This window comes from Hymenobacter montanus (assembly GCF_014699115.1).
Lineage (GTDB): Bacteria > Bacteroidota > Bacteroidia > Cytophagales > Hymenobacteraceae > Hymenobacter > Hymenobacter montanus.
Genome location: NZ_JACXAD010000012.1, coordinates 1 through 20,178, shown reverse-complemented (window position 1 = coordinate 20,178; position 20,178 = coordinate 1). Strand labels below are relative to the sequence as shown.

At 58.4% G+C, this 20,178-nt stretch carries 20 protein-coding genes, 1 tRNA gene and 1 pseudogene; 14 read left to right on the top strand and 8 right to left on the bottom strand.

The window, feature by feature from the left end; translation table 11 throughout:
- Positions 1-949: 949 nt before the first annotated feature.
- Positions 950-1,771: pseudogene (locus tag IC235_RS22950) on the bottom strand (IS982 family transposase).
- A gap of 441 nt (positions 1,772-2,212) precedes the next feature.
- On the opposite strand from IC235_RS22950, the gene IC235_RS11835 reads away from it, so the two are divergent.
- Positions 2,213-2,698, top strand: coding sequence for a hypothetical protein (locus tag IC235_RS11835; protein WP_191005392.1), 486 nt, complete (start codon positions 2,213-2,215; stop codon positions 2,696-2,698).
- A 6-nt stretch (positions 2,699-2,704) separates the two neighbouring features.
- On the opposite strand, the gene IC235_RS11830 is transcribed toward IC235_RS11835, so the two are convergent.
- Both IC235_RS11830 and IC235_RS11825 read right to left on the bottom strand, forming a co-directional pair.
- Positions 2,705-3,349, bottom strand: coding sequence for a YceI family protein (locus tag IC235_RS11830; protein ID WP_191005391.1), 645 nt, complete (start codon positions 3,347-3,349; stop codon positions 2,705-2,707).
- A 113-nt stretch (positions 3,350-3,462) separates the two neighbouring features.
- Positions 3,463-3,915 carry a MarR family winged helix-turn-helix transcriptional regulator gene (locus tag IC235_RS11825; RefSeq protein ID WP_191005390.1) on the bottom strand — a complete coding sequence of 151 codons (453 nt, stop codon included), beginning with the start codon at positions 3,913-3,915 and terminating at the stop codon, positions 3,463-3,465.
- Positions 3,916-4,077: 162 nt separating this feature from the next.
- On the opposite strand from IC235_RS11825, the gene IC235_RS11820 reads away from it, so the two are divergent.
- Positions 4,078-4,671, top strand: coding sequence for a DUF6799 domain-containing protein (locus tag IC235_RS11820; RefSeq protein ID WP_191005389.1), 594 nt, complete (start codon positions 4,078-4,080; stop codon positions 4,669-4,671).
- Positions 4,672-4,929: 258 nt separating this feature from the next.
- Here IC235_RS11820 and IC235_RS11815 read toward each other — a convergent pair whose 3' ends face one another.
- Both IC235_RS11815 and IC235_RS11810 read right to left on the bottom strand, forming a co-directional pair.
- On the bottom strand, positions 4,930-5,082 hold the full coding sequence (locus IC235_RS11815) for a hypothetical protein (RefSeq protein ID WP_191005388.1): 153 nt from the start codon (positions 5,080-5,082) through the stop codon (positions 4,930-4,932).
- A gap of 30 nt (positions 5,083-5,112) precedes the next feature.
- Complete coding sequence (locus IC235_RS11810) at positions 5,113-6,015, bottom strand: T9SS type A sorting domain-containing protein (RefSeq protein WP_191005387.1); 903 nt, start codon at positions 6,013-6,015, stop codon at positions 5,113-5,115.
- Between the two features lie 175 nt (positions 6,016-6,190).
- Here IC235_RS11810 and IC235_RS11805 point away from each other — a divergent pair, with 175 nt between their 5' ends.
- Both IC235_RS11805 and IC235_RS11800 read left to right on the top strand, forming a co-directional pair.
- Positions 6,191-6,463 (top strand): hypothetical protein, encoded by a 273-nt coding sequence (locus tag IC235_RS11805; protein ID WP_191005386.1) that lies wholly within the window; start codon positions 6,191-6,193, stop codon positions 6,461-6,463.
- 161 nt (positions 6,464-6,624) lie between these two features.
- Complete coding sequence (locus IC235_RS11800; protein ID WP_191005385.1) at positions 6,625-6,834, top strand: hypothetical protein; 210 nt, start codon at positions 6,625-6,627, stop codon at positions 6,832-6,834.
- A gap of 8 nt (positions 6,835-6,842) precedes the next feature.
- Here the strand turns inward: IC235_RS11800 and IC235_RS11795 are convergent, their stop codons facing one another.
- A complete protein-coding gene (locus tag IC235_RS11795) occupies positions 6,843-7,850 on the bottom strand; it encodes an enolase C-terminal domain-like protein (RefSeq protein WP_191005384.1) in 1,008 nt (335 codons plus the stop codon).
- A 232-nt stretch (positions 7,851-8,082) separates the two neighbouring features.
- On the opposite strand from IC235_RS11795, the gene IC235_RS11790 reads away from it, so the two are divergent.
- From IC235_RS11790 to IC235_RS11770, 5 genes are all read left to right on the top strand, one after another.
- Positions 8,083-8,562, top strand: a complete 480-nt coding sequence (locus IC235_RS11790) for a hypothetical protein (protein ID WP_191005383.1) — start codon at positions 8,083-8,085, stop codon at positions 8,560-8,562.
- A 382-nt stretch (positions 8,563-8,944) separates the two neighbouring features.
- Complete coding sequence (locus IC235_RS11785) at positions 8,945-10,327, top strand: dicarboxylate/amino acid:cation symporter (protein ID WP_191005382.1); 1,383 nt, start codon at positions 8,945-8,947, stop codon at positions 10,325-10,327.
- Positions 10,328-10,794: 467 nt separating this feature from the next.
- On the top strand, positions 10,795-11,454 hold the full coding sequence (locus tag IC235_RS11780; protein ID WP_191005381.1) for a hypothetical protein: 660 nt from the start codon (positions 10,795-10,797) through the stop codon (positions 11,452-11,454).
- A 108-nt stretch (positions 11,455-11,562) separates the two neighbouring features.
- The gene (locus IC235_RS11775; RefSeq protein ID WP_191005380.1) at positions 11,563-12,108 is read left to right on the top strand and encodes a hypothetical protein; all 546 of its coding nucleotides are present in this window, start codon (positions 11,563-11,565) and stop codon (positions 12,106-12,108) included.
- Positions 12,109-12,183: 75 nt separating this feature from the next.
- Positions 12,184-14,532, top strand: a complete 2,349-nt coding sequence (locus IC235_RS11770; RefSeq protein WP_191005379.1) for a GAF domain-containing protein — start codon at positions 12,184-12,186, stop codon at positions 14,530-14,532.
- Positions 14,533-14,579: 47 nt separating this feature from the next.
- Here the strand turns inward: IC235_RS11770 and IC235_RS11765 are convergent, their stop codons facing one another.
- Both IC235_RS11765 and IC235_RS11760 read right to left on the bottom strand, forming a co-directional pair.
- Positions 14,580-15,257 (bottom strand): phosphatase PAP2 family protein, encoded by a 678-nt coding sequence (locus tag IC235_RS11765; protein ID WP_191005378.1) that lies wholly within the window; start codon positions 15,255-15,257, stop codon positions 14,580-14,582.
- A 93-nt stretch (positions 15,258-15,350) separates the two neighbouring features.
- A tRNA-Leu gene (locus IC235_RS11760) sits at positions 15,351-15,432 on the bottom strand.
- Between the two features lie 193 nt (positions 15,433-15,625).
- Here IC235_RS11760 and IC235_RS11755 point away from each other — a divergent pair.
- From IC235_RS11755 to IC235_RS11735, 5 genes are all read left to right on the top strand, one after another.
- Positions 15,626-16,336, top strand: coding sequence for a class I SAM-dependent methyltransferase (locus tag IC235_RS11755; RefSeq protein WP_191005377.1), 711 nt, complete (start codon positions 15,626-15,628; stop codon positions 16,334-16,336).
- 270 nt (positions 16,337-16,606) lie between these two features.
- Positions 16,607-16,765 (top strand): hypothetical protein, encoded by a 159-nt coding sequence (locus tag IC235_RS11750; RefSeq protein WP_191005376.1) that lies wholly within the window; start codon positions 16,607-16,609, stop codon positions 16,763-16,765.
- Between the two features lie 76 nt (positions 16,766-16,841).
- Positions 16,842-18,836: a M61 family metallopeptidase gene (locus IC235_RS11745; RefSeq protein ID WP_191005375.1), complete on the top strand. Its 1,995-nt coding sequence runs from the start codon at positions 16,842-16,844 to the stop codon at positions 18,834-18,836.
- 332 nt (positions 18,837-19,168) lie between these two features.
- Positions 19,169-19,885 carry a hypothetical protein gene (locus IC235_RS11740; RefSeq protein WP_191005374.1) on the top strand — a complete coding sequence of 239 codons (717 nt, stop codon included), beginning with the start codon at positions 19,169-19,171 and terminating at the stop codon, positions 19,883-19,885.
- 12 nt (positions 19,886-19,897) lie between these two features.
- A partial coding sequence (locus tag IC235_RS11735) for a hypothetical protein (RefSeq protein ID WP_191005373.1) occupies positions 19,898-20,178 on the top strand: 281 nt, incomplete at its 3' end.

Sequence of the window (20,178 nt, the reverse complement as noted above, 5' to 3'; positions counted from 1 at the left end):
TGTGTCAGACTCTTTGTCACATTAATTGCTTGTTGTGCGGTTTGCTAACCTGTTCCCCATCCTACCACTTCGCCGATTTTAGCGCCAGTAAGTAAGTTTACCCGCTTTCATACTTGTTCTAGCTGCCAGCTTTTCAGCTGAAGGCCCTACCTCAGACCCAAATTTGGTGACCGCTAAATCTCCTGCTTCTACTAATCCTTTTAGGCTAGGAAAAGCTGCTAGTAATTAGATTTTACTTCAATAAGCAGAGTGGAACGATTGTAGTTTGCCTTGCGATTCCACTTGTACAAGGGTTCCATCCGCCGAATATGTGACACAGACAGGGCTGCGGCTGCGGCAAATGCGGGCAAAAGTCCTTCTTGCCAATGAAAGCTCGACTACCGTATAGCGCTTTGGTTGTACATACCCATCTGTAATACTGACAAATACGATTTTGTCGCCCTTCACTCCCGAACACACAGGTATGTTCTCTATCTCAACACTGTTTCTTGGGGAAAAGACTGGCGCATGAAACATGCCACCTTCTGCTTGGGTGGACACATATACATCGCCTCGCCGAGTCACTCCCAGTATATACGGTCCCAGGTAAGCTACGCTGCAGGCTACTGAATTTTCTCCCGCGTGAGGAATGGTATCCAAGGAAGCAGTTCGAGTAGCCGAACCTAGATTGAGGAATCCCCTACGCAAATGCAATGGCTGTCCCTTTTGGTCATAGTTACCAATGTAATGGCGCGCCATTATTAAGAGAAAAAATATTGGTTTCATCGAGTCAAAGTAAAGAAACAATTAAGTGGATGGAAACGATATAAAAAATAAATTGACTAATGTCAGCAAATACAATATTATATACTCAATTTAATTAATCAACCGTTATACCTTAACTATTATAAAATCTTTCCGACCGCATAATAAATCGAGGATAGGCAAACTATCTAACCCAAGTTGCGGACTAAGCCCCGAGTTGGGCGAGGGTGTGGGTGAAGACAAACAGCAGGAGTTTTAGGGCAAATCCCTGGGCCGTGATCGCGTGAATGGACTTGGGAAAGCGCTCGGTGATTTGGCTGATAGTCGTTTCTACGCCTTTGCGAAAGTGCTGTATGAGAAAGTTTTGCCACGGTTCATGCGGCCGTTTGCTGTTGCTTTTGCGCTCAGCCAACAGGCAAACTTGCTCCGCTTCCCGCCACGCATCTTCGAAGGCATAATCGGTGTAGGCCGCGTCGGCATACAGCACACTTCCGGCCGGTAGCTGCGGCCCTAAGACCCGCAGGCCCGTGATGTCCGCTTCGCTGCCAGCGTGGATGTATAGCTCAACGGGTAGCCCATCATGGGTCATGAGCACCTGTACCTTGAAGCCCTAGAAGTAGCAGCGCTTGCTGGCGGAGTAGCCCCGGTAGGCCTCGCCTTCGAGCAAGCGGCACTGCTGGATGCGCACGTTGTCGCAGACAGCGACGGGAAACGAATCGATGACATAGCGGGCCTGCGGGTTGAGGGTCTTCAGGTGGTGGCCCAGGGCCAAAAACAAGACCTGGAGCGTCGCGTGCAAGCGGTGCAGCTGGCGCGTAAAGCCGCTCTTATCAACCCGCTTCATGCCCCAGTGCTGCTCCATGTAGCGGCGGGACGCCGCCAAGTTGCCTCCGAAAAAACGCGCCGCCAGCAAGGCCGTCGTCAACACTTCGGCGTCGGAGAGGTGGCGCCGGTGCGGGGCCGGTGGGCGCGTGAGGCGTAAAAAATCGTCGAGGAAGCAGTACATTGCCACAGTCTGTTCTGTCATGGGGCCTAGGAGTGAGTGTGGTCGAAGACCTCAAACCTAGCTGTTCCGTGCCGGAACAGACTTTTTTTGTCCTTACACTACGCCGCAACTTGGGTTAGGTAGTAGGGGATGACCTATTTGTTGACGGAGGCGCAGCGGGCACGGATTGCCCCCCTGCTGCCGAGTCGGGAAGGCACGAAAGGTGGACCAGGCCACGCAGCCGCAGCTTAGTCGAAGTCGGGCACTAGGTTGCCGCGGGCGGGCCTTGCCGGCCACCTGGACCGCCTCGCGGGGGTGGGCCCGGGCGCTGGGGCGGCGGGGCAGCAAGCAGACGCCCGACACACGCTGCGGCTGGACTCGACCACGGCGTGGGCCCGCCAACACGCCAGCGGAGCACGCACAAAAACAGGCCGCACGCCCTCGGGCACCGCGGCTTGACCAGCAGGCTACATGTGGTGGCCGATGCGCTCGGGCGCTGGGTGCGGTGGCCGCACGGTAGGCCGGCGCCCCGAGGCCCGGCAGGCCCGGCCGCTGCTCTCCAGCCTCGTGGCCGCCGAATTTCGGCGGCGCGTACTCGAAACGCTCCCCTATCAGGTCCAAACAGTACTGAGCGACAACGGAGTGCCGTTCAGCCCGCGAGCGCCTCAATTCCCGCCCGGCGGCCACTGCGTTGACTGCATCTGCTGCGAATACGGCGTGGCGCACCGTCTAACCACACCAGCGCACCCGTGGATTAACAGCCAAGTCGAGCGCAGGAACCGCACCAGCAAGGAAGCCACCAGCGCTTTTATTACCAGAACGCAGACGAGCTCGTATGGGGTCAAGGCCCTGGGCGGCTTGACCCCATACGAGCTCGTCTGTGCTCAGTGGCAACGGAACCCGACTATCTTTACCCGAGACCCGACCCGCCTCATACCGGGACTATACAGCCAGGCCAGCCCGCTGTAATTCGGCTTAAGATTTTTTGGCGATAACGTTGAAGGTCAGGTCAAAATCGTCGTTGATAGCCTTGTCGCCAATGCTGTCGAAGAAGGTCTTCGAGCCGTACTTCAAGCCGAACTTGGTACGATCGATGGTCACCTTGCCTTGGGCGGAGGCCACGCCGCCCTTCACGCCTACTTTAGCGGGGAAGCTGATGCGTTGCGTTACACCTTTGATGGTCATGTCGCCGGTAATGGTGGCGTTGTTTCCGTCTTTGGTGGCGCCTTTCAGGGGCGTTACACTCACGATTTTAAAGGTGGAGGTGGGGTTTTTCTCCACGCCGAAAAAGTCGTCGCCGCTCATGTGGCCCACAAACTTGGTATGGCTTTCGGCATCCTTAATGTCGGTGGCCTTAATACTCTTCATGTCCACGGTCACGGTGCCGCCCACCACAGCGTTACCTTTTACCAGCAGTTCTCCATCGGTGAAGTTTATGGTGCCGTTGTGGCCGTGGGTTACGGCCTTGCCTTCCCAGCCCAAGGAGCTCAGCTGCGGCTGCAGCTTATAGGCCGGCGCGTTGGTGGCCATTTTTTCGCTGTTCATTTTTTGGGCTGAAGCAGCGGGTGCCGCGCCAAGCACGGCAAAAGCGAACAGGACGGGCAGCAGAATTTTTTTCATCTGAAAAAAGATTTTAAAAAGTAAGTAGTAAAAAAAGAAGCAAAAGGACCAGCGCACGGCAACGAAGAAATGTGCCAAAAGCGTCCGCGCAAGTAGTTAATCGATATCTACCTTTACTCAACCGTACGCACCTTGTCGAGTAAGGCATTGAGCTGCTGTGCTTCCGCCTCGCTAAGCTGCTCGACACCGGAGGGTGTAATGTTGGCTTGCTCGATCCGGTCGAGCAGGTCCAACCCAGCCTTAGTGATGCGGATGTCGACGGCCCGGCGGTTGGCCGGGCACACGGTGCGCGTCACGAGCTGCTTTTCTTCCAACCGGTCCACAATTCGGGAGGCGTTGCTGGTTTTGTCCAGCATCCGGTCGATTAGCAGGGCCACGGTGGCCGGCCGGGGATGCTGCCCGCGAAGAATGCGCAGAATGTTAAACTGGGGCAGGGTGAGGCCGAAGGGCTTGAATGCCGCGGCCTGGCGCAGTTGCAACCACCCGGCGGTGTACACCAGATTGATGTGGGCCTTCTGGTATTCATTGCGAAAAACCGGCTGTTTAATTTCGTCTTCGATGCGCATAAGAGGCAGAGGAATCGACTGCAAATGTATGTACATACATTTAATGTTGCAACATCGCTCAGATTAATTTCAAAGATTTTTGCTTCTATTTGACTCACAAGGTGCCTGACCGACCCTGGAATGCGTATTGCCCCCTATTTACCTACTCTTGTCCTTTACCCAATGAACCGCTTTATTTTCATGCTGCTCGCCGCCGCCTGCCTGGCTACCGCTCCTCGCCAAGCGGCGGCGCAGGATGGCGGCTACGCCGTCAAAACCACCGCACGTACCCAGTTTGTGCTCAAAGACGGCGAAGTGGTGCAGCGCGAGGGCAACCAGCTAATCCCCCTCACCCAAAACGTCAAGCTAGCCAACGGCGTCAAAATCAACTACAAAAATGGTATTGTGGAAATGCCGGCCGATAAACTCTATCCCAAGGGCAAGAAAATCACCCTGCAGGAAGGCGACTTTGTCCGCGCTGATGGCGGCATCGTCTTCGCCACCCCGGCCAGCGCTGCTGCCGCCCGCGGCGAAGCCACTTCGGCAACCACTGCACCGGCCCCCAAGTACGTGCGGCAGAGCGCCAACTATACCGCCCGGACGGCACCAGCATTGGCGGCCGACGCGCAAGTGCGGCTACTCAGCAAAAAGGTGGACTTACTCACTCAGAAAGTTAAACTCCTCAGCCAGGGCCGCACGGAGCTGCCCGACACGAAAGCCATCGACGACCAGCTCGCCCAGTTGGAGGCCCAGCCCAGCACTATTGCCCCGAAGTAAGCGCGGGGCTAAACAGCTCCCCGGCCTGCTCTCCCACTCCAAATGGCTCGTCTTTTACAATGCAGGAAGCCGGCCAGGTCGTGGACGTCCGTTGGAAAGCTTAGCTGTAGCGTCGCCACAATGCCCACGCCTGGATTGAGCGGCCCCGCTGCTTCCCCTGCCCGAATAAAAAAAGCCTGGTCAGAACAGGCTTTTTTTATTCGTCTCGAACCCAGGCCGAGGCAACCGAGGAAATCCGGGTTGCTAGGCCGGGCCGCCTTAAATTTTTTCGGTGATGATTTTAAAGGTTAGGTCAAAATCATCGTTGATAGCCCGGTCGCCAATAGTATCGAAGAAAGTTTTCGGGCCGGACTTCACGCCGTACTTAATGCGATTGATGATGACCTTACCCGTGACGGACAGCAACAGCAAACAGGGCGGGCAGCAAGATTTTTTTCATTACTACTCTTTAATAAATTTTTTGAAGATACTTGTTTTTTCTCCTTCCAGCCTAAGCATATAAAAACCGCTTGATAAATGGCCGGTCTTTAACTGGCCGGTTTTAATAGCCGTATTTGATAGAGACAGATTATCATGGCTTATAACCTTACCGGAAATATCTAGAATGCTATAACTTGTAAAATTTGCATTATGAGGCAGTTCTAAAGTAAGTCTGTCTTTTGCCGGATTAGGATATAAATTTACAACCAACTCCATTTCGGGATTAGCAGTCCCTAGAGCATTGCAGCTATTTGGATTAGGATTCCAGACTACCCTCATCCCACTACCTGGCTCTTGAAAAGAAAGATTTGGGCATAAACCAGGGGACGCAACAACATAATAATTTCCAGGTTCGGAAATGGTATAAGTCGCTGAAATGGCTCCGGGAATTGGCTGGCCGTTTTTATACCATTGAATAATACTATAGGGAGGGTTGTTCATGCGTATATCAACGCTATGCCCCGGACAAAGATACCAAAGACCCGCTTGTGAGTTATAAACAAGAAATGGCGTTACAGGCGTTGCTATTGTTAATCCAGCAAATGCATAACTGTCAATCCGAATAGTATTTGACTCGGTACTTACACCATTTAAGGTAGCTACTACCTTAAGCAGAGTCTGATCATAGTGAAACCAGTCATAAGTAAAAGTAGGCCCTGTAGCTCCGAGAATTGGCACATAAGGCGCTTCGTTAAACCAGTACCTTTTTACATACCACTGATAACTGGCAGATGTAGGGTTTGTTACGCGAGCGGTCCCGTTTGTATAAGCACAAAGTCTTATATCCCCTTCAATGACCGGAGCTTGTGCAAAAGCCGTCTGCAGGCTTGCAAGGAAAAAAATAAAGAGTAAAATCTTTTTCATAAAAGTGTTTTTAAAGAGTGATGTGAGCCTTACTGGTGTTCATTGCGAAAAATCGGCTGGTTAATTTCGCCTTCGCTGCTCATAAGAGGCAGCGGAACCCTGCAAATCTATAGGTCTACACTTAACGTCACAACATCGTTTTAGCTAATTCTTTATTTTTTTTGACATTGTGATTATGCAATACCGGGCAGCCTATGTATTATCCTATTATACTAAGCTTGTCCCTTGCTTTATCAACCACTTTATCTTCGCGATGCTCGCGGCCGCCTACTTGGTTACAGCTCCTCATCACGCGGCGGCGCAGGAGGGCGGCTACGCTGTCAAAACCACTGCGCGCAGCCCGTTTGTGCTCAAAGACGGCGAAGTGGTGCAACGCGAGAGTAACCAGCTGATCCCCTCACCCACGACGTCAAGCTGGCTAACAACTTCAAAATTAACTATAAAATAGTACAAATACCAGCCGAATAAACTATATCCCAAGGATAAGAAAATTCCCCTGCAGGAAGGCGGCTTTGTTCGCGCCGATGGCAGCACCGTCTTCGCCACCCCAGCCAGCACGGCAGCCGCCCGGGGCGATGCCAATAAGGCGACGAATGCGACGGGCTCCAAATGCGTACCGTACCACGGAGCGCCAATTACATTAACCTGACTTCTCCAGCGTCAGCAGCCGACGCGCAGGTGCGGCTACTCAGTAAAAAGGTGGACTTGCTCACCCAGAAAGTCAAACTCCTCAGCCAGGGCCGCACGGAGCTGCCCAATACGAAAGCCATCGACGACCAACTCGCCCAGCTGGAGGCCCAGCCAATGGCCCCGGATTAAGTTATTGGTTACCCGCGGATAAACAGCTCCCCGGCCTGTTCCTCCACCACTCCAAACGGCTCGTCCTGCACAATCAGGAAACCGTCCAGGTCGTGAACGTCGGCCAGGGAGCTGATTTGCAGGGCCGCCGCAATGCCCACGCTCGTCTCCACCATACAGCCCAGCATGGGCAGCAGGCCATGCGCGCGCGTTTGGCGCAGCAGCTCTATGCCGCGCCGGAAGCCCCCGGCCTTCATCAGCTTCACATTCACCCCGTGGAACTGCTGGGCGATATCGGCGAAATCGGCAGTGTCGGTCACCGATTCGTCGGCCAGCAGCGGCACGGCGCTACGGGGCCGCAGGTAGCGATAGTCTGCGGCTTGGTCCGCCGGTAACGGCTGCTCCAGCAGGCGCAGGTGCAGCCCCGGCAGGGCGGTGGCCTGCTCCAGAAACTGCAGTACGCCGTCGGCGTCGGGCCAGGTCTCGTTGCCATCTACCAGCAAGGCGTGGCCGGGCAGGGCCCGGGCCACTTCCCGCAGCAAGTCAAGCCCTTGCGCCTGGTTGACTTTGATTTTTAGCAAGTGGAAGCGGGCCGCGTTTTGCTCGCGCAAAAACCCGGCTACCGCGCTGGGCTCCATAATGGGCAGCGAAAAGGCGGTGGGCACCCGGTGGGTAGGCAGCACCACCCCCAGCCATTGCCATACCGGCTGACCCGCCCGGTTGGCCAGCCACTGCACCAGGGCGGCTTCCAGGGCGAAGCGCAAGGCGTGGGCCACGGGCTGCCGGCCCAGCAAGGCATCCAGCTCATCCAACGAATCAATCCCGGACAAGCCCTGGGCCTGCAGCAACTCAAACTGCTGCTGCAAGAGCTCCGGCGACTCGCCATAGCGCACATTAGGGGCGGCCTCGCCGAGCCCGCGGTGCCCGTGGCCCGCCACCAGCACCAGCAAATTGGTTTTGGTAGCCGATGCGTTGCGGGAAATTTTCCAAACAAAGCGCAGGGGCAGCAGGTGCGAGGTCAGGGTCCAAGTGGGCATGGGTGGCAGAGGGAGTCCAGGAAGTGGGAGCTCAAAAATAAGGCGAAGAACCACCCCTCGCCGTCACGATCGAGCGAATAGTCTCTTTAACTTGGCATTTCCACCGCTTCACCTAAAACATAATCAAGGCTGGGGTAGCGTAAGCGCTGACGTGGTATCTTTGTTAGGCTTTCTACTTTATAACATCCTACCTTATAATAAATTAAATTAACCATAACTACTATAATCAATTATGAAATCCCCTTTATTTATCTCGTTTCTACTCATTATTCTGTTGTCGATCAGCAGCCTTTCTCAGGCCAGGGCTCAAGCGCTCGAGGAAGCTTCCTCTGCCGAATCGGCCGGCTCCCTGCCGTGGTTCACGTTGCAGGATAATGCCTTAATCATTCGAAATGGTAGCAAAACCAAGCCCTTGGAAAGGGACATCATGTTGCCTAGTGGCGTTCGGATAGACTACCGCTCCAAGTCGGTCGTGTTCGCCAATGGTACCCGCGTAAAATTTCAGGAAGGCGACGTTCTGAGCCTGAACGGGGATTTCATTGCCAATACCCGCAACCCATCGGCTCTGTCCGCTTCCCCGGAGCCATCGGCCGCACCCGCGGCGGCGCCAACGGCTGCGCCCGGGGCGGCTGCGGCCTCCCCCGAGCGCCCGGCGGCCCCCGGAGCGACACCCGCCCGCAGCAGCTCACCGCACCCAGCCACGGCAAACTGAAGGGGTGTTGAGTTAGGGGCACACCCTACGGTGGGCGAAGCCCGACCGGGCAGCGAGCCTGACGCTGCGCTGTAAGGCCAGGCGGGTGCCTCGACTAACCCAGCAGCACAGGGCCAGGCGCGGCCGCGCGCTCTACCAAGCCCTAGCCCCGGCCCCAAGGGCCAGCAGCCTGGGTTTGGCCAGGGGCCCATGTTAACATTGGCCACCTACTATATGCGGCCCTCATGGCCCGACCGGTACAGGGTGGCTCACCGCCCCGCGCTCACCAGCGCGGGGCTTTTTTGGGTTCCCCGGGCGCATTACGCGGGGCCCGGCAGGATTACTGACTGGATAATGCCGTTCTTTAGGCCCTTATTTCGTTTTCACGGCCTTTTTTACTTGCATGGCGAAATCCCGTTTACCCCTCGTGGCTGTCTTGTTGTTGTTGTTGGCCATTGCATTTACCGTTTGGGCGGCCCAGAACCCAGGGGCCCTGCCGCCGGCCCTGCCCCTGGCGGCGCGCTGGCTGGCCCTGTTAGCGGTGGCAGCGGCTGTGGCCCCGCGCCGCTCCCTCACCCTCTGGATTGTGGTCAGCATGCTGGTGGGCATTGAGCTGGGGCACGACGCCCCCGGCGTGGCCCTCAACCTTAAAGTTTTGAGCGACGCTTTCCTGCGCCTGGTAAAAACCATCATTGCCCCGCTGGTTTTTGCGACGCTGGTGGTGGGCATTGCCGGGCACGCCAACCTCAAGCAGGTGGGTCGCATGGGGTTGAAGGCGCTCGTCTACTTCGAAATTGTTACCACGTTTGCCCTGTTTATCGGTCTGGCCGCCATTAACCTTACCAAAGCGGGCGTGGGGGTGAGTCAGGCCGGCGTAAAGCAAGAGGCCCTGGCCGTGGCGCCGCCCCAAACCGCGGCCGACATCATCCTGCACATCTTCCCCGAAAACATTGCCAAGTCGGTGGCCGAGGGCCAGGTGCTGCAGGTGGTCATTTTCGCCATTCTGTTCGCTATTGGCTTGGCTATCACGCCCGAGCGGCCCCGCCGCGTGATGCTGGAGGTGTGCGAAAGCTTGTCGGAGGTCATGTTCAAGTTCACGAACGTGGTGATGTTTTTCGCGCCCCTGGGCGTGGGCGGAGCTTTGGCCTACACGGTGGGCAAGATGGGTTTCGCGCCCCTGCTGAACGCGTTTCAGCTGCTGCTCACCCTTTACGGGGCCCTCATCGCGTTTGTCCTGCTGGTGCTGCTGCCGGTGGCGCTGCTCATGCGCATCCCCCTGCGCCGCTTTATGGCGGCGGTGGCGGAGCCGATGAGCATTGCCTTTGCCACTACCTCGTCGGAGGCCGCCCTGCCGCGGGCCATGGAAGCCATGGAAAACATCGGCGTTCCGCGCCGCATCGTGGCCTTCGTGATGCCCACGGGCTACTCATTCAACTTAGATGGCACCACGCTCTACCTGTCTTTGGCGGCCGTATTCGTGGCTCAGGCGGCCGGGGTGCCCTTTACCTTTGGGCAGCAGCTGCTCATGGTGTTCACGCTCATGCTCACCAGTAAGGGGGTGGCCGGCGTGCCCCGGGCCTCGCTGGTAATTCTGCTGGCTACCGTGGCGTCTTTCAACCTGCCGAGCTGGCCGGTCTTCATCATCCTGGGCATCGATGCCTTGATGGACATGGCGCGCACGGCCATCAACGTGCTGGGCAACTGTCTGGCCTCGGCCGTGGTGGCCCGCTGGGAAGGCGAATTCGTTGATAACTATCAGGCGCCCGAACAAAACGGGCTGATTTAGAGCAGTTTTCGAAAAGGAATTAAAAATTAAAAATGAAGAATTAAAAATCGGCTGGTCAATTTTTAATTCCTCATTTTTAATTTTTAATTCCTAATAAGATAGGCCGGGGCCAACTTTTCCAAGCCCCGAGGGCTGGCACTTCCCGAGCCAGCCTACTGCAGAATTCAACGCGTACGTAGCGTTTAGTGAACCTGTCCCAGCTACATTACCGGGCGCGGCACGAGGGAAAATCACCAACCGGATGCGGTCCGGACGCCAGCCAATCGCCCTGCGCGAAAGTAAAGTACAATTAGACGCTGCTGTTTCATCCAATCAGGGGTGTTTTTAGGCCATTCACCGAGAAAAAGTCGGGCTCTGGATTAGAACCCTTATTTTAGCCTCCAATTATTGAAGGGCTTATCTACCAAGGAGTCTTTGGTTTTTTCATTCCATTTCTTTTTACTCTCTGGCATTTTTGCCTTCTCTCTATGAAGCCTACTCGTCAATTCGTCATGCTAGCGTTGGTGCCGTTCCTGCTGCTGGTGCCCGCGTGCGTGTCGGTCAAAACCGTAATGAAGAGCACGCCGGCCGCGGCCATTACTAAACGCCTGCCCGCGCTGGAAATTCTGGCGGACCAAGGCCCTCTCGCCATGAATGACGGAGCCCTGCCTGAAGACCCGCTCCGGTTGTTTCAGCAAGAATGCGAGACCAACCTGATGGAGCCCACCGACTCGACCACGTACGGCTACGCGAAGCTGGTTGTGCGGAAGGTGCGCACCCGACGGACGGGCCGGGGTATTCAGGCCTTCCAAATACTACTGCTGATGTCGCCGTCCTTATTCGGGATGCCGCTGGAATGGTACAAAACCACCTTGCAGGCCGAAGTGCAAGTGAGCGACGCCGCCGGCAACTTGCTGGGCACCTACACGGGCACCGGCAACTCCGAAGTGAAAGTCGCCATGTATCACGGCTATTCGCAAACCGTGGCCCCTCGTCTGGCCGACATCCTGGCTTTGCGGGGCGCCATGGCCGAGATTCGCCCTCAGCTGGACACGGCCACTGCCCGCCTGCGCCCGCTGTTGTTATCCGGCAGCCCCGTGGAGAGCCCGACAGTACCTTCTTCCTCCATAGTGACGGGCAGTCGCTAAGACCCAACCGGGGCGCGGCCCTGGCCCGCCGCACCGGTGGCCCGCGGCCCCACTGCTCCTGGTTCGGGGTGAGCGGTCGGGGCGGCGGGCCTTACCTTTGGGCTTGTCATGGCTTACTCCTCACCCTTCCGATACGCTGCTGCCCTCCTACTGAGCCTGGCTCTGCTGCTCGGCAGCTGTTGCGCCAACAACGTCTGCGACCGGGATGACAGCCGGGAGGATAACATTCTGCTGCGCTTTTCGATCGACGGCAGCCGGAGCTTCACCGCGGCCGAGCTGGACACGATTATCATCCAGCGCTACCCGCGGAAGTTTACGCCGACCACCAAACCCGAAGTCGTTATCCTGCGGCGAACCTCGGCGCAAGCGCGCGACACTATCGTACTGAATAACAACACTCCTTTTGCGCAAACCGGCACGGCTAAGCTTAATCGGTACCGCTACGTAATTCAGTACCTGCAGGGGGTACCCGGGACCCGACGAGTGGCCACCCCGGTCCTCACCATTGACAGCGTTCAGCTCCGGGGCAGCCTGGAGGGCGCGGCGTGCTGCACCTACTATAAAAACACCCAGAAAACGGTCTTTATAAACAATGAGCCCGTTGGGCAGGACCTGAAGCCCAACCCTGTTCTCACCATTACTAAACCCAGATAGTCGGGCCGCCAGCACTTGGCGTATAAGGGCTGCCGCGCTGCAACGATTGGCCGGAAACCCGTGTTTTTCGTCTCTATGCCTGCTGAACCCATCCTCCCGCTGGACTCCCCGGTGCTTGCGCCCCGCAGGCCCGCTTTCCCTTTTCGCTCTACACTCAGCCTGGAACCCCTCATTGCCTATTGGCAGCAGCGGGAAGACGCCCGCAACGCGGGTATTGCCCAGCTGGCCCGGGCCATTGGCGAACAAGTAGCCCAAGCGCCCTTATGCCGGGGCCCGCTCAGTGATTTCAGCATTCTGGAATGCAACCGTGACTTGGTGGAGGCCCTGATGCTGGCCATCTTCCCACCCGCCTCGTTTGCTACTGACATCAGCGGGGTGGTGGGCCCTTTTCAACGGCACTGTTTTTACGCGACGCGCCACTTTGCGGAGGTGATGCTCAATAAGGATGGCACCATCAAGCAGCCGCTGAATATTGACTTGCCCACCATGGAGCGGCAACTCGGGCTGATGGCTTACCACTTCGTGCTGCACCGGGTATACGGAGCCAGCTTGCCGTCGCTGGGCACCATCATTTTTACCGTGCCCGACTACCAGATTGGTCTTTACCGGCATTACGGGGTAGATTTTAACTCGGACTTTGTGACCGTCAAGGTCGTGGGCGAGCCGCCGGCCCTCACGCCCGAGCAGATCGAAATGCTGATTCACAACCGCCACCGACCGGAGTACTGGCGGGAGCTGCTGCCGCCCGAGCACTTTGAGCTGGAAGGCTTCAACTTCCTTCAACTGGTGGACGTGACCGATCAGGAGATTCTGTCCGAGCTGAAGTACGACCTGCTGGAGCACGACGTGCTGCAGACCCCGGCCCGCTTCGAGCAGATCCAGGAGAAGCTGCGGGTGCTGTTTGCCCAACCGACGCTACAGCTAGGCATTGCGGCGTACGACGAAAAAAAACGGGTCTTCGAGGATTTTGGCCGCAAAATCAACCACAGCTTCCTCACCAAAAAGGTAGCGCACCAGTCGGCCGACAGCAGCTTCCGGTTGATTTATGACCGGCTGCTCCAGGAGCGGGAACCCTTGGTGCTGAAGGATGTGGCCACGGCCGACATTCCCGAAGACCTGCGGGCGCAAATTCTCGGGCTGGGCATTCATTCCGCCATCTTGGCGCTGCTGCCCTACGGCAACGACACAGTGGGCCTGCTCGAGCTGGGCTCGCCCCACGTGGGGGGCTTGGATGAGTTTGACATGGACAAGGTGGCCCAGTTTATTCCCTTGTTTGCCGTAGCCGTGAAGCGCAACGCCGAAGAGCTGCAAACCCGGGTGCAGGCCATCATCCGGGAAAAATTTACCGCCATCCATCCCACCATGGAATGGCGGTTTATGGACGCGGCGCGCAACCTGCTCGCCAAGCTCGACGCCGGCAACCGCACGGCCGAAATGGAGCCCATCGTGTTCGAGGAAGTGTACCCCATGCACGGCTCCTGCGACATCCGGGGCAGCAGCACGGCCCGCAACGAGGCCATCCAGGGCGACCTGATCGAGCACCTCAACCTGGCGGATAAAGTCCTGAAGAAAGCCCTGGAATGCCAGCAGCTACCCATTCTCGATGAGCTGAAATTCTACGTCACCAAACACCTTAAGCGCCTGCGCGAGGGCATGCTCACCGGCGACGAGGCCAACATCTACGACTCGCTGAAGCGGGAGGTGGAGCCCTTGTTCGAGTACCTGGCCCGGCACACGCCCGAGCTGCGCCCCATCATCACCAAGTACTGGAGCAACATCGACTCCAAGCTGGGCATCCTGTACAAGCGTCGGCAGGACTTCGAGAAGAGCGTGACCGCCCTCAACGACGCGGTGAGCGACTACCTTGACGAAGAAGAAGAAAAGGCCCAGCTGATGTATCCGCACTACTTCCACCGCTCTAAGACCGATGGCGTGGAATTCAACATCTACGTGGGCAGCACGCTGGTTCAAAACAAGCCCTTCGACTTGGTCTTTCTGAAAAACCTGCGCCTGTGGCAGCTGCTGACCATGGTGGAGATTACGCGGCGCACGGCGGCGCTGAAGGAAACCCTGCCCGTGCCGCTCGACACCACCCAGCTCATCCTCATCCACGGCCAACCGCTCGACATCCGGTTCCGGCAGGACGAGCGGCAGTTCGACGTCGACGGCGCGTACAACATCCGCTACGAAATCATCAAAAAGCGCATTGACAAAGCCACCCTGCTGGGCACCGGCGAACGCCTGACCCAACCCGGCACCATTGCGTTGGTATACACCCAAACCCGGGAGGCCGTGGAGTACTACGAATACATCGACTACCTCCAGGACCGCCGCCTGCTGGAGCCCGGCGTGGAAGAGCTGGAGCTGGAAGAGCTGCAGGGCGTAAAAGGCCTGCTGGCCCTGCGGGTGCGGGTAAAGCTGTGAGGTAGATGCCGTACTGCCCGGGGCACACGAGGCCGGCCGGGAGCGGCTCATTCGCCCAGCACCTCCCCTTCTTCCTTCCGAAACAGCCGTAAGCCTGCCCGGCAAACGACCAACCAGCCGGCGCCGCCCGCAAAGCCGGCCAGCACGTCGGTGGCGTAGTGCACGTGCAAGTACACTCGCGTAAGGCCAATCAACCCCACCCAGAGCAGCAAGGGCACGGCCCAGCCGCGGCGACCAAAATACCGCGCCAGCACCCAGGCCAGGCCGCCGTAGAAAGTCATCCCCAGCATGGCGTGGCCGCTGGGGAAGCTCAGCCCCAGCGACTGCAGCAGAGCATTGCTGGGGCGGGGCCGCCCAAAATACCATTTCAGCAATTGGTTGAGCAGCACGCCGCCCAACATGGCTACTACCAGCTCCTGCGCCGCCCGTGGCCGACCGGCCCAGCGCAGCAGCAGCGGCACCACTATGCCGGCGGGCAGTAGAAAAGGCAGCGAGGCGAAGAAGGTCACGAACCGGACCGGGGCCGTCAGGCCCGGGGCCGCGTGCCGCCAGCGGTCGACCACGCCCGCAGCCCAGTTGTCCAGGGCCATGGAGTGCTGCACAAACACCACCCGGCTCAGGTAGAAGAAGATGGCAAACGCCACCACGAACAGCCCCGCCCCGAGCGCGATTTCGACGGTGAGCAGGCCAGCCAGGGGCAGTAGCCGGGAGGGGAAACGGTTCATGGGACGGGGTGCCGACGCAGGGGAAAAGCAAAACCGCGACTACATACGCAAAACGAAAAAAGCCAGCCCTTCCTTGGGCTGGCTTTTTAAACGTGCGCTCGGGGAGACTCGAACTCCCACACCTTGCGGAACTGCCGCCTGAAGACAGCGCGTCTACCAATTTCGCCACAAGCGCATGCAGTAGGACAAAAAACCGCTCTCCTCGTTAAGCAGTGCGGCCTTTTGATGGTGCAAAGATACGTCTTCGGGTTACAGCGATACAACCCCTGGCTCATTTTTTTCCGATTGTAAGAGGATGCCGGCTTACCGACCTTTGTTTTTCAGTTACTTGCCAGCCTAATTTTTTTCTGCGACTTCCGCATTCCGGCATGTCTGATCTCCCCGCTGGTTCTTTCCAAGCTGCCCCGAGCGCCGAGCGGCCCACTGGCTTCGACCGGGTGGCGTGGTGCTACGACGCCCTAGCCGGCCTGGTATTTGGGCCCGCGCTGAAAAGAGCGCAACGGGCGGCCTTGAGGGGGCTGCCGGCCGGGGCGCCCCACGTGCTCATCCTGGGCGGGGGTACGGGCTGGGTCCTCACCGAGGTATTGCGGCGCCGGCCCCGGGCCACGGTGCTTTACCTGGAAGCCTCGCCCAACATGCTCGCCCGGGCCCGCCACCGGCTCGGGCGCGAGTCCCCCGGGGCCGCACCCCAAGTTGAGTTTCGGCACGGTACTCAGCACCACCTCGGCCCCGCCGACCGTTTTGACGTGATTGTCACGTTTTTCGTCCTCGACTGCCTGGCCGCGACCGAGTTCGACGCCGCGCTGGCGCGGCTGCGGGCCGCCCAACGCCCCGGGGCCCCCTGGCTGCTGGCTGATTTCCGGCCGGCCGGGGGCGGCTGGCGGCGGGTCCTGCTGACGTTGATGTACGCTTTTTTCCGGCTGACGACGGGGCTGCGAGCCCGGGAACTGCCGAACTTGCCCCGGGCCCTCGGCTGCCTGGGGCTGGAGCCAACCACCAGCGAAACTTTTTTCGCCGGTGCCGTCGAAGGAGTAGTCTTCGTCGAACAGTCAGCTTCCCGCCGCACCTTTGCTAGTTGATATTCCTTTTTTAAGGAAGCTGAAACCTGGTTTTATGAGCAGCGAGTGGGTTGAGCGGGGTCGGCTCAGTGTTTTTGCTGTAACTTTTGCTCAATTTTACCGACTGGCTTAGCCTTAAAAGCCTGCTGCGTTCCTTGTTTTCACATCATTTTCGTTCATGAAGCACATCGCTACCGTTACTGCTTTAATGGTCCTGGGGGTGGGGCCAATCAAAGTTCAAGCCCAAACCCAAGCACCGGTTCCGCCGAAGGCCAAAGCGCCCGCGAAGGCGTGGGCTCCCGCCAAAGCTGGGGCACCAGCCAAAGCGCCCGCAAAGGCGTGGGTTCCGGCCAAAGCTGGAGTACCGGCCAAAGCGCCCGCGAAAGCGTGGGCGCCGGCCAAAACTCCCGCGAAGCCGTGGGCGCCAGCCAAAGTTGGGGCACCGGCTAAAGTGGTAGCACCAGCTAAAGCCGTGGTCCCAGGTAAGGTTCTGGCTCCGGCCAAGGCTGGGGCGCCAACTCAGGCTGTGGCTCCCGCCAAGCCGGGAGCTCCCGCTAAAACGGCAGCCCCGGCCCCGGGAGTCGTTGGGCCAGCTAAGGTTGTGGCGCCGGCCAAGGCGCCGGCGCCGGATCTGGCACCAGCCCCCACTAAGGTCGCGGGGCCACAAACGGCGGCCCCGAAAGCCCCGGTGCCAGGGCCCGGGGCGGCTCAACCGGCTCCTGCCAAGGAGGTTCAGGGCCCGGCGGTGCGTTATACCATGTCGTTCCCGAATGCGGTACACCACGAAGCCCGGGTTACGGCCACGTTCTCGGGGTTGCCCAGCGGGCCCCTGCACGTACGCATGGCGCGTAGCTCGCCGGGGCGCTACTCCCTGCACGATTTCTCGAAAAACGTGTATTACACCGTGGCCACCGACGGCAGCAACCACCCCTTGCCCCTTAACCGGCCCGACCCCTACGGCTGGGACGTAACTCCCGGCGCCGACGGCACGGTGGTGTTCAACTATACGCTCTACGGCGACCAGACCGATGGCACTTACGTCGGCATCGACCAGCAGCACGCCCACCTCAACCTGCCCGCCGCCCTGTGCTACGCCATCGGCCTGGAAGGCCGGAGCGCCGAAATAAAGTTCGACTTGCCCCCTACCTGGAAAGTAGCCACGCAGCTGCGCCCCGGAGCCGATAAGAACCTGTTTTTAGCCCCCAACATGCAGTATTTGATGGATAGCCCGGTGTCGCTGGGTGTTCAGCAGGTACGCACGTGGCAGGAGGGTAATCAGACCATTGAGCTGGCCACCCTCTACCTGGGACCGGCGGCGGAGCTGGATGCCTACGCCAAGAAGGTGCAAAAGGTGGTGAAAGAGGAAAAAGCCGTTTTTGGCGATTTACCAACCTTTGACTTCGGACGGTACACCTTCTTAGCGGACTATTTAAGCCAGGCCACCAGCGATGGGATGGAACACCGTAACTCATCTTCGGTGACGAGCCCACGGCCCCTGCGCGACGAAGACGGCACGAAAAACCTCAGCACGGTGGCCCACGAATTCTTTCACTCCTGGAACGTGGAGCGCCTGCGGCCGAAAGACCTGGAGCCGTTCGACTTTCAGCGCGTGAACATGAGCGACGCGCTGTGGTTCGCTGAAGGCTTCACCCAGTACTACGCCCGACTATCCCTGCGCCGGGCCAAATTGATTGAGGACGAAGAGTTTTTCGACGATATCAGCCGCTGGGTGAACCTGCGTCAGAACAGCCCCGGCGCCCGTTACGCCTCGGCCATCGATATGAGCCGCCAAGCAGCGTTCAACGATAAAGCCTCGAGCAGCGACCCCACGAACGCGGTGAACACCTACTTGTCTTACTACGACCAGGGCGCGGGACTAGCGCTGGTGCTCGACTTACAGCTGCGCCAGCACCACCGCACCACGCTCGACAAGTACATGCAGGCCCTGTGGCAGCAATATGGCAAGCAGCAGGAAGGCTACGCCCCCACCAAGCCGTATACCGTGCCCGACTTACAGCGCGTGCTGGGCGAAGTGAGCAAGGATACGGTGTTTGCCAACCGCTTCTTCCGGCTGTACGTGTACGGCCGCGAGCAGCCCCGCTTCAATGAGAGCCTGCTGGGGGCGGGCTTGGTGGTTATTCCGACTCGCGTGCTGGGGGCGGCCTTGCCCCGGCAGGTGGAATTCGACGAGCAGGGCCGTTGCATCGTGGCCTACAACGCGCAGATTGGCTCGGGCCTTTACAAAGCGGGCATCGACCGCGGCGACCACCTTATGATGCTCGATGGCAAGGAGATTAAGTCCGCGGGCGACCTTGATGCCATATTGCATACGCACTCGCCCAACGACGTGGTATTCGTAAGGGTGAAAACCCGCGGCGGGGTAGAAAGAACCACGCAGCTCATCTTGGCCGAAGACCCCAACGTGCAAGTGAAGCCCGTGGAAGGCGTCGAGAAGATGGTGTATTCGCCCAACCAAAAAACCTTGCGTGAGGCTTGGCTGGCCAGTCAAGCGTCCAAATAAAGCCGTTGCCGGCTGCTTTAGGTAAGGGAGTAAGGGAGTAGAGACATTGTATGTCTCTACTCCCTTTTTTTGTCTCCCCTTTTCTATTGCCAGCCAAGTCCCCGAACCCGGCTCCGGTGGCGGGAATATGGCCTATGTTCAGGTGGGCTCTTGCAAGCAAGGCCCCGATAGGCTTTTATGCTGCTTTTTTTTACAACCGGCTGAATTGCCCCATATCTTTACCTTTGAACCGTCGCAGAGGTTTTTAGCCCAATCTTTTACCACTGGTACATTGATTGGTCTTTGGCGCTTTCACGGGTCATCCGTCTTACTCTCATTCTCTTTATATTTTCATGGAAATCTTCGATAAGCTCACCAACGCCGCTAAAGATTTTTTTATTGAGCCTGAGGAAGGACCGACTCCACCGACTACTCCGCCAACTACCCAGTACGGGGCCTCGACCGCGGCGCCGCGTGCGACGGCAGCCCCTTTCGCGGCTCCGGCCGCACCATTTGCCGCCCCAACCGTAACGCAGGCGGAACAGCGCCACCTCGACCACATCGCGGGCTTACTGGCCGGCGACGGCAAGGATTTTAGCGCGTACATGAAAATGGTGAAGAGCATGGCAGCGGCCGGTATGTCGGGGCCGCTGCTTTATCAGACGGCCTTTAATGCATTCTCGGCCGTAAACGGCGGCACGGTGCCCAGCCTGCTGGCCTCGGCTTCCCAATTTGAGCAAGTCCTGGCCACCGACCGTGAAAAAGTGCTGGCCCGACACCGCGAGAAGATGGGCGAGGCAACCGGGCCCGGCGCGGCTCCCAGCACCGTGGTGCAGCTCACGGCTCAGGAAAAAAAGCTGGCGGCCGAACTGGCCGAGCTCACCCGTCAGCTCCAAGCCAAGCAGCAGCAACTGGTGCAAACGCAGCAGCAACTAGCCGAAGAGCGCCAGAAAACGCAGGCCGCGCTGGCTTCCTACGAGCTGGCTAATTCGGCGGCGCTGGCCGAGCTGCAAGCCCACCACAAGGCGGCGGAATCGTTTTTGAACGCTGCTGGCACCGCTTCTAAATAACCTTTTTTATTGATGAATACACCCTTACTTGGCCCGCCTTCCCCGGCCGACGGCTTGCCCTCCTGGCAAAAACCCGAAAAAGTAGCCGCCTGGTCGTTCGTGGCTCTGCTCGCCGGAATGGGCGTTTACTACTGGGGCCTGATTGTTCCGTATTTAGTCGACATCGTTTTCGATACCGTCAAGCTGGGCATCGGGCTGGGGACGCTGTTCGTGCTGTTTCTGCTGGCCACCAACAAGCGCATTCAGGCCGGGCTGTGGTACCTGGGTCAGCGTATCTTCCGAACCGCGGCCAG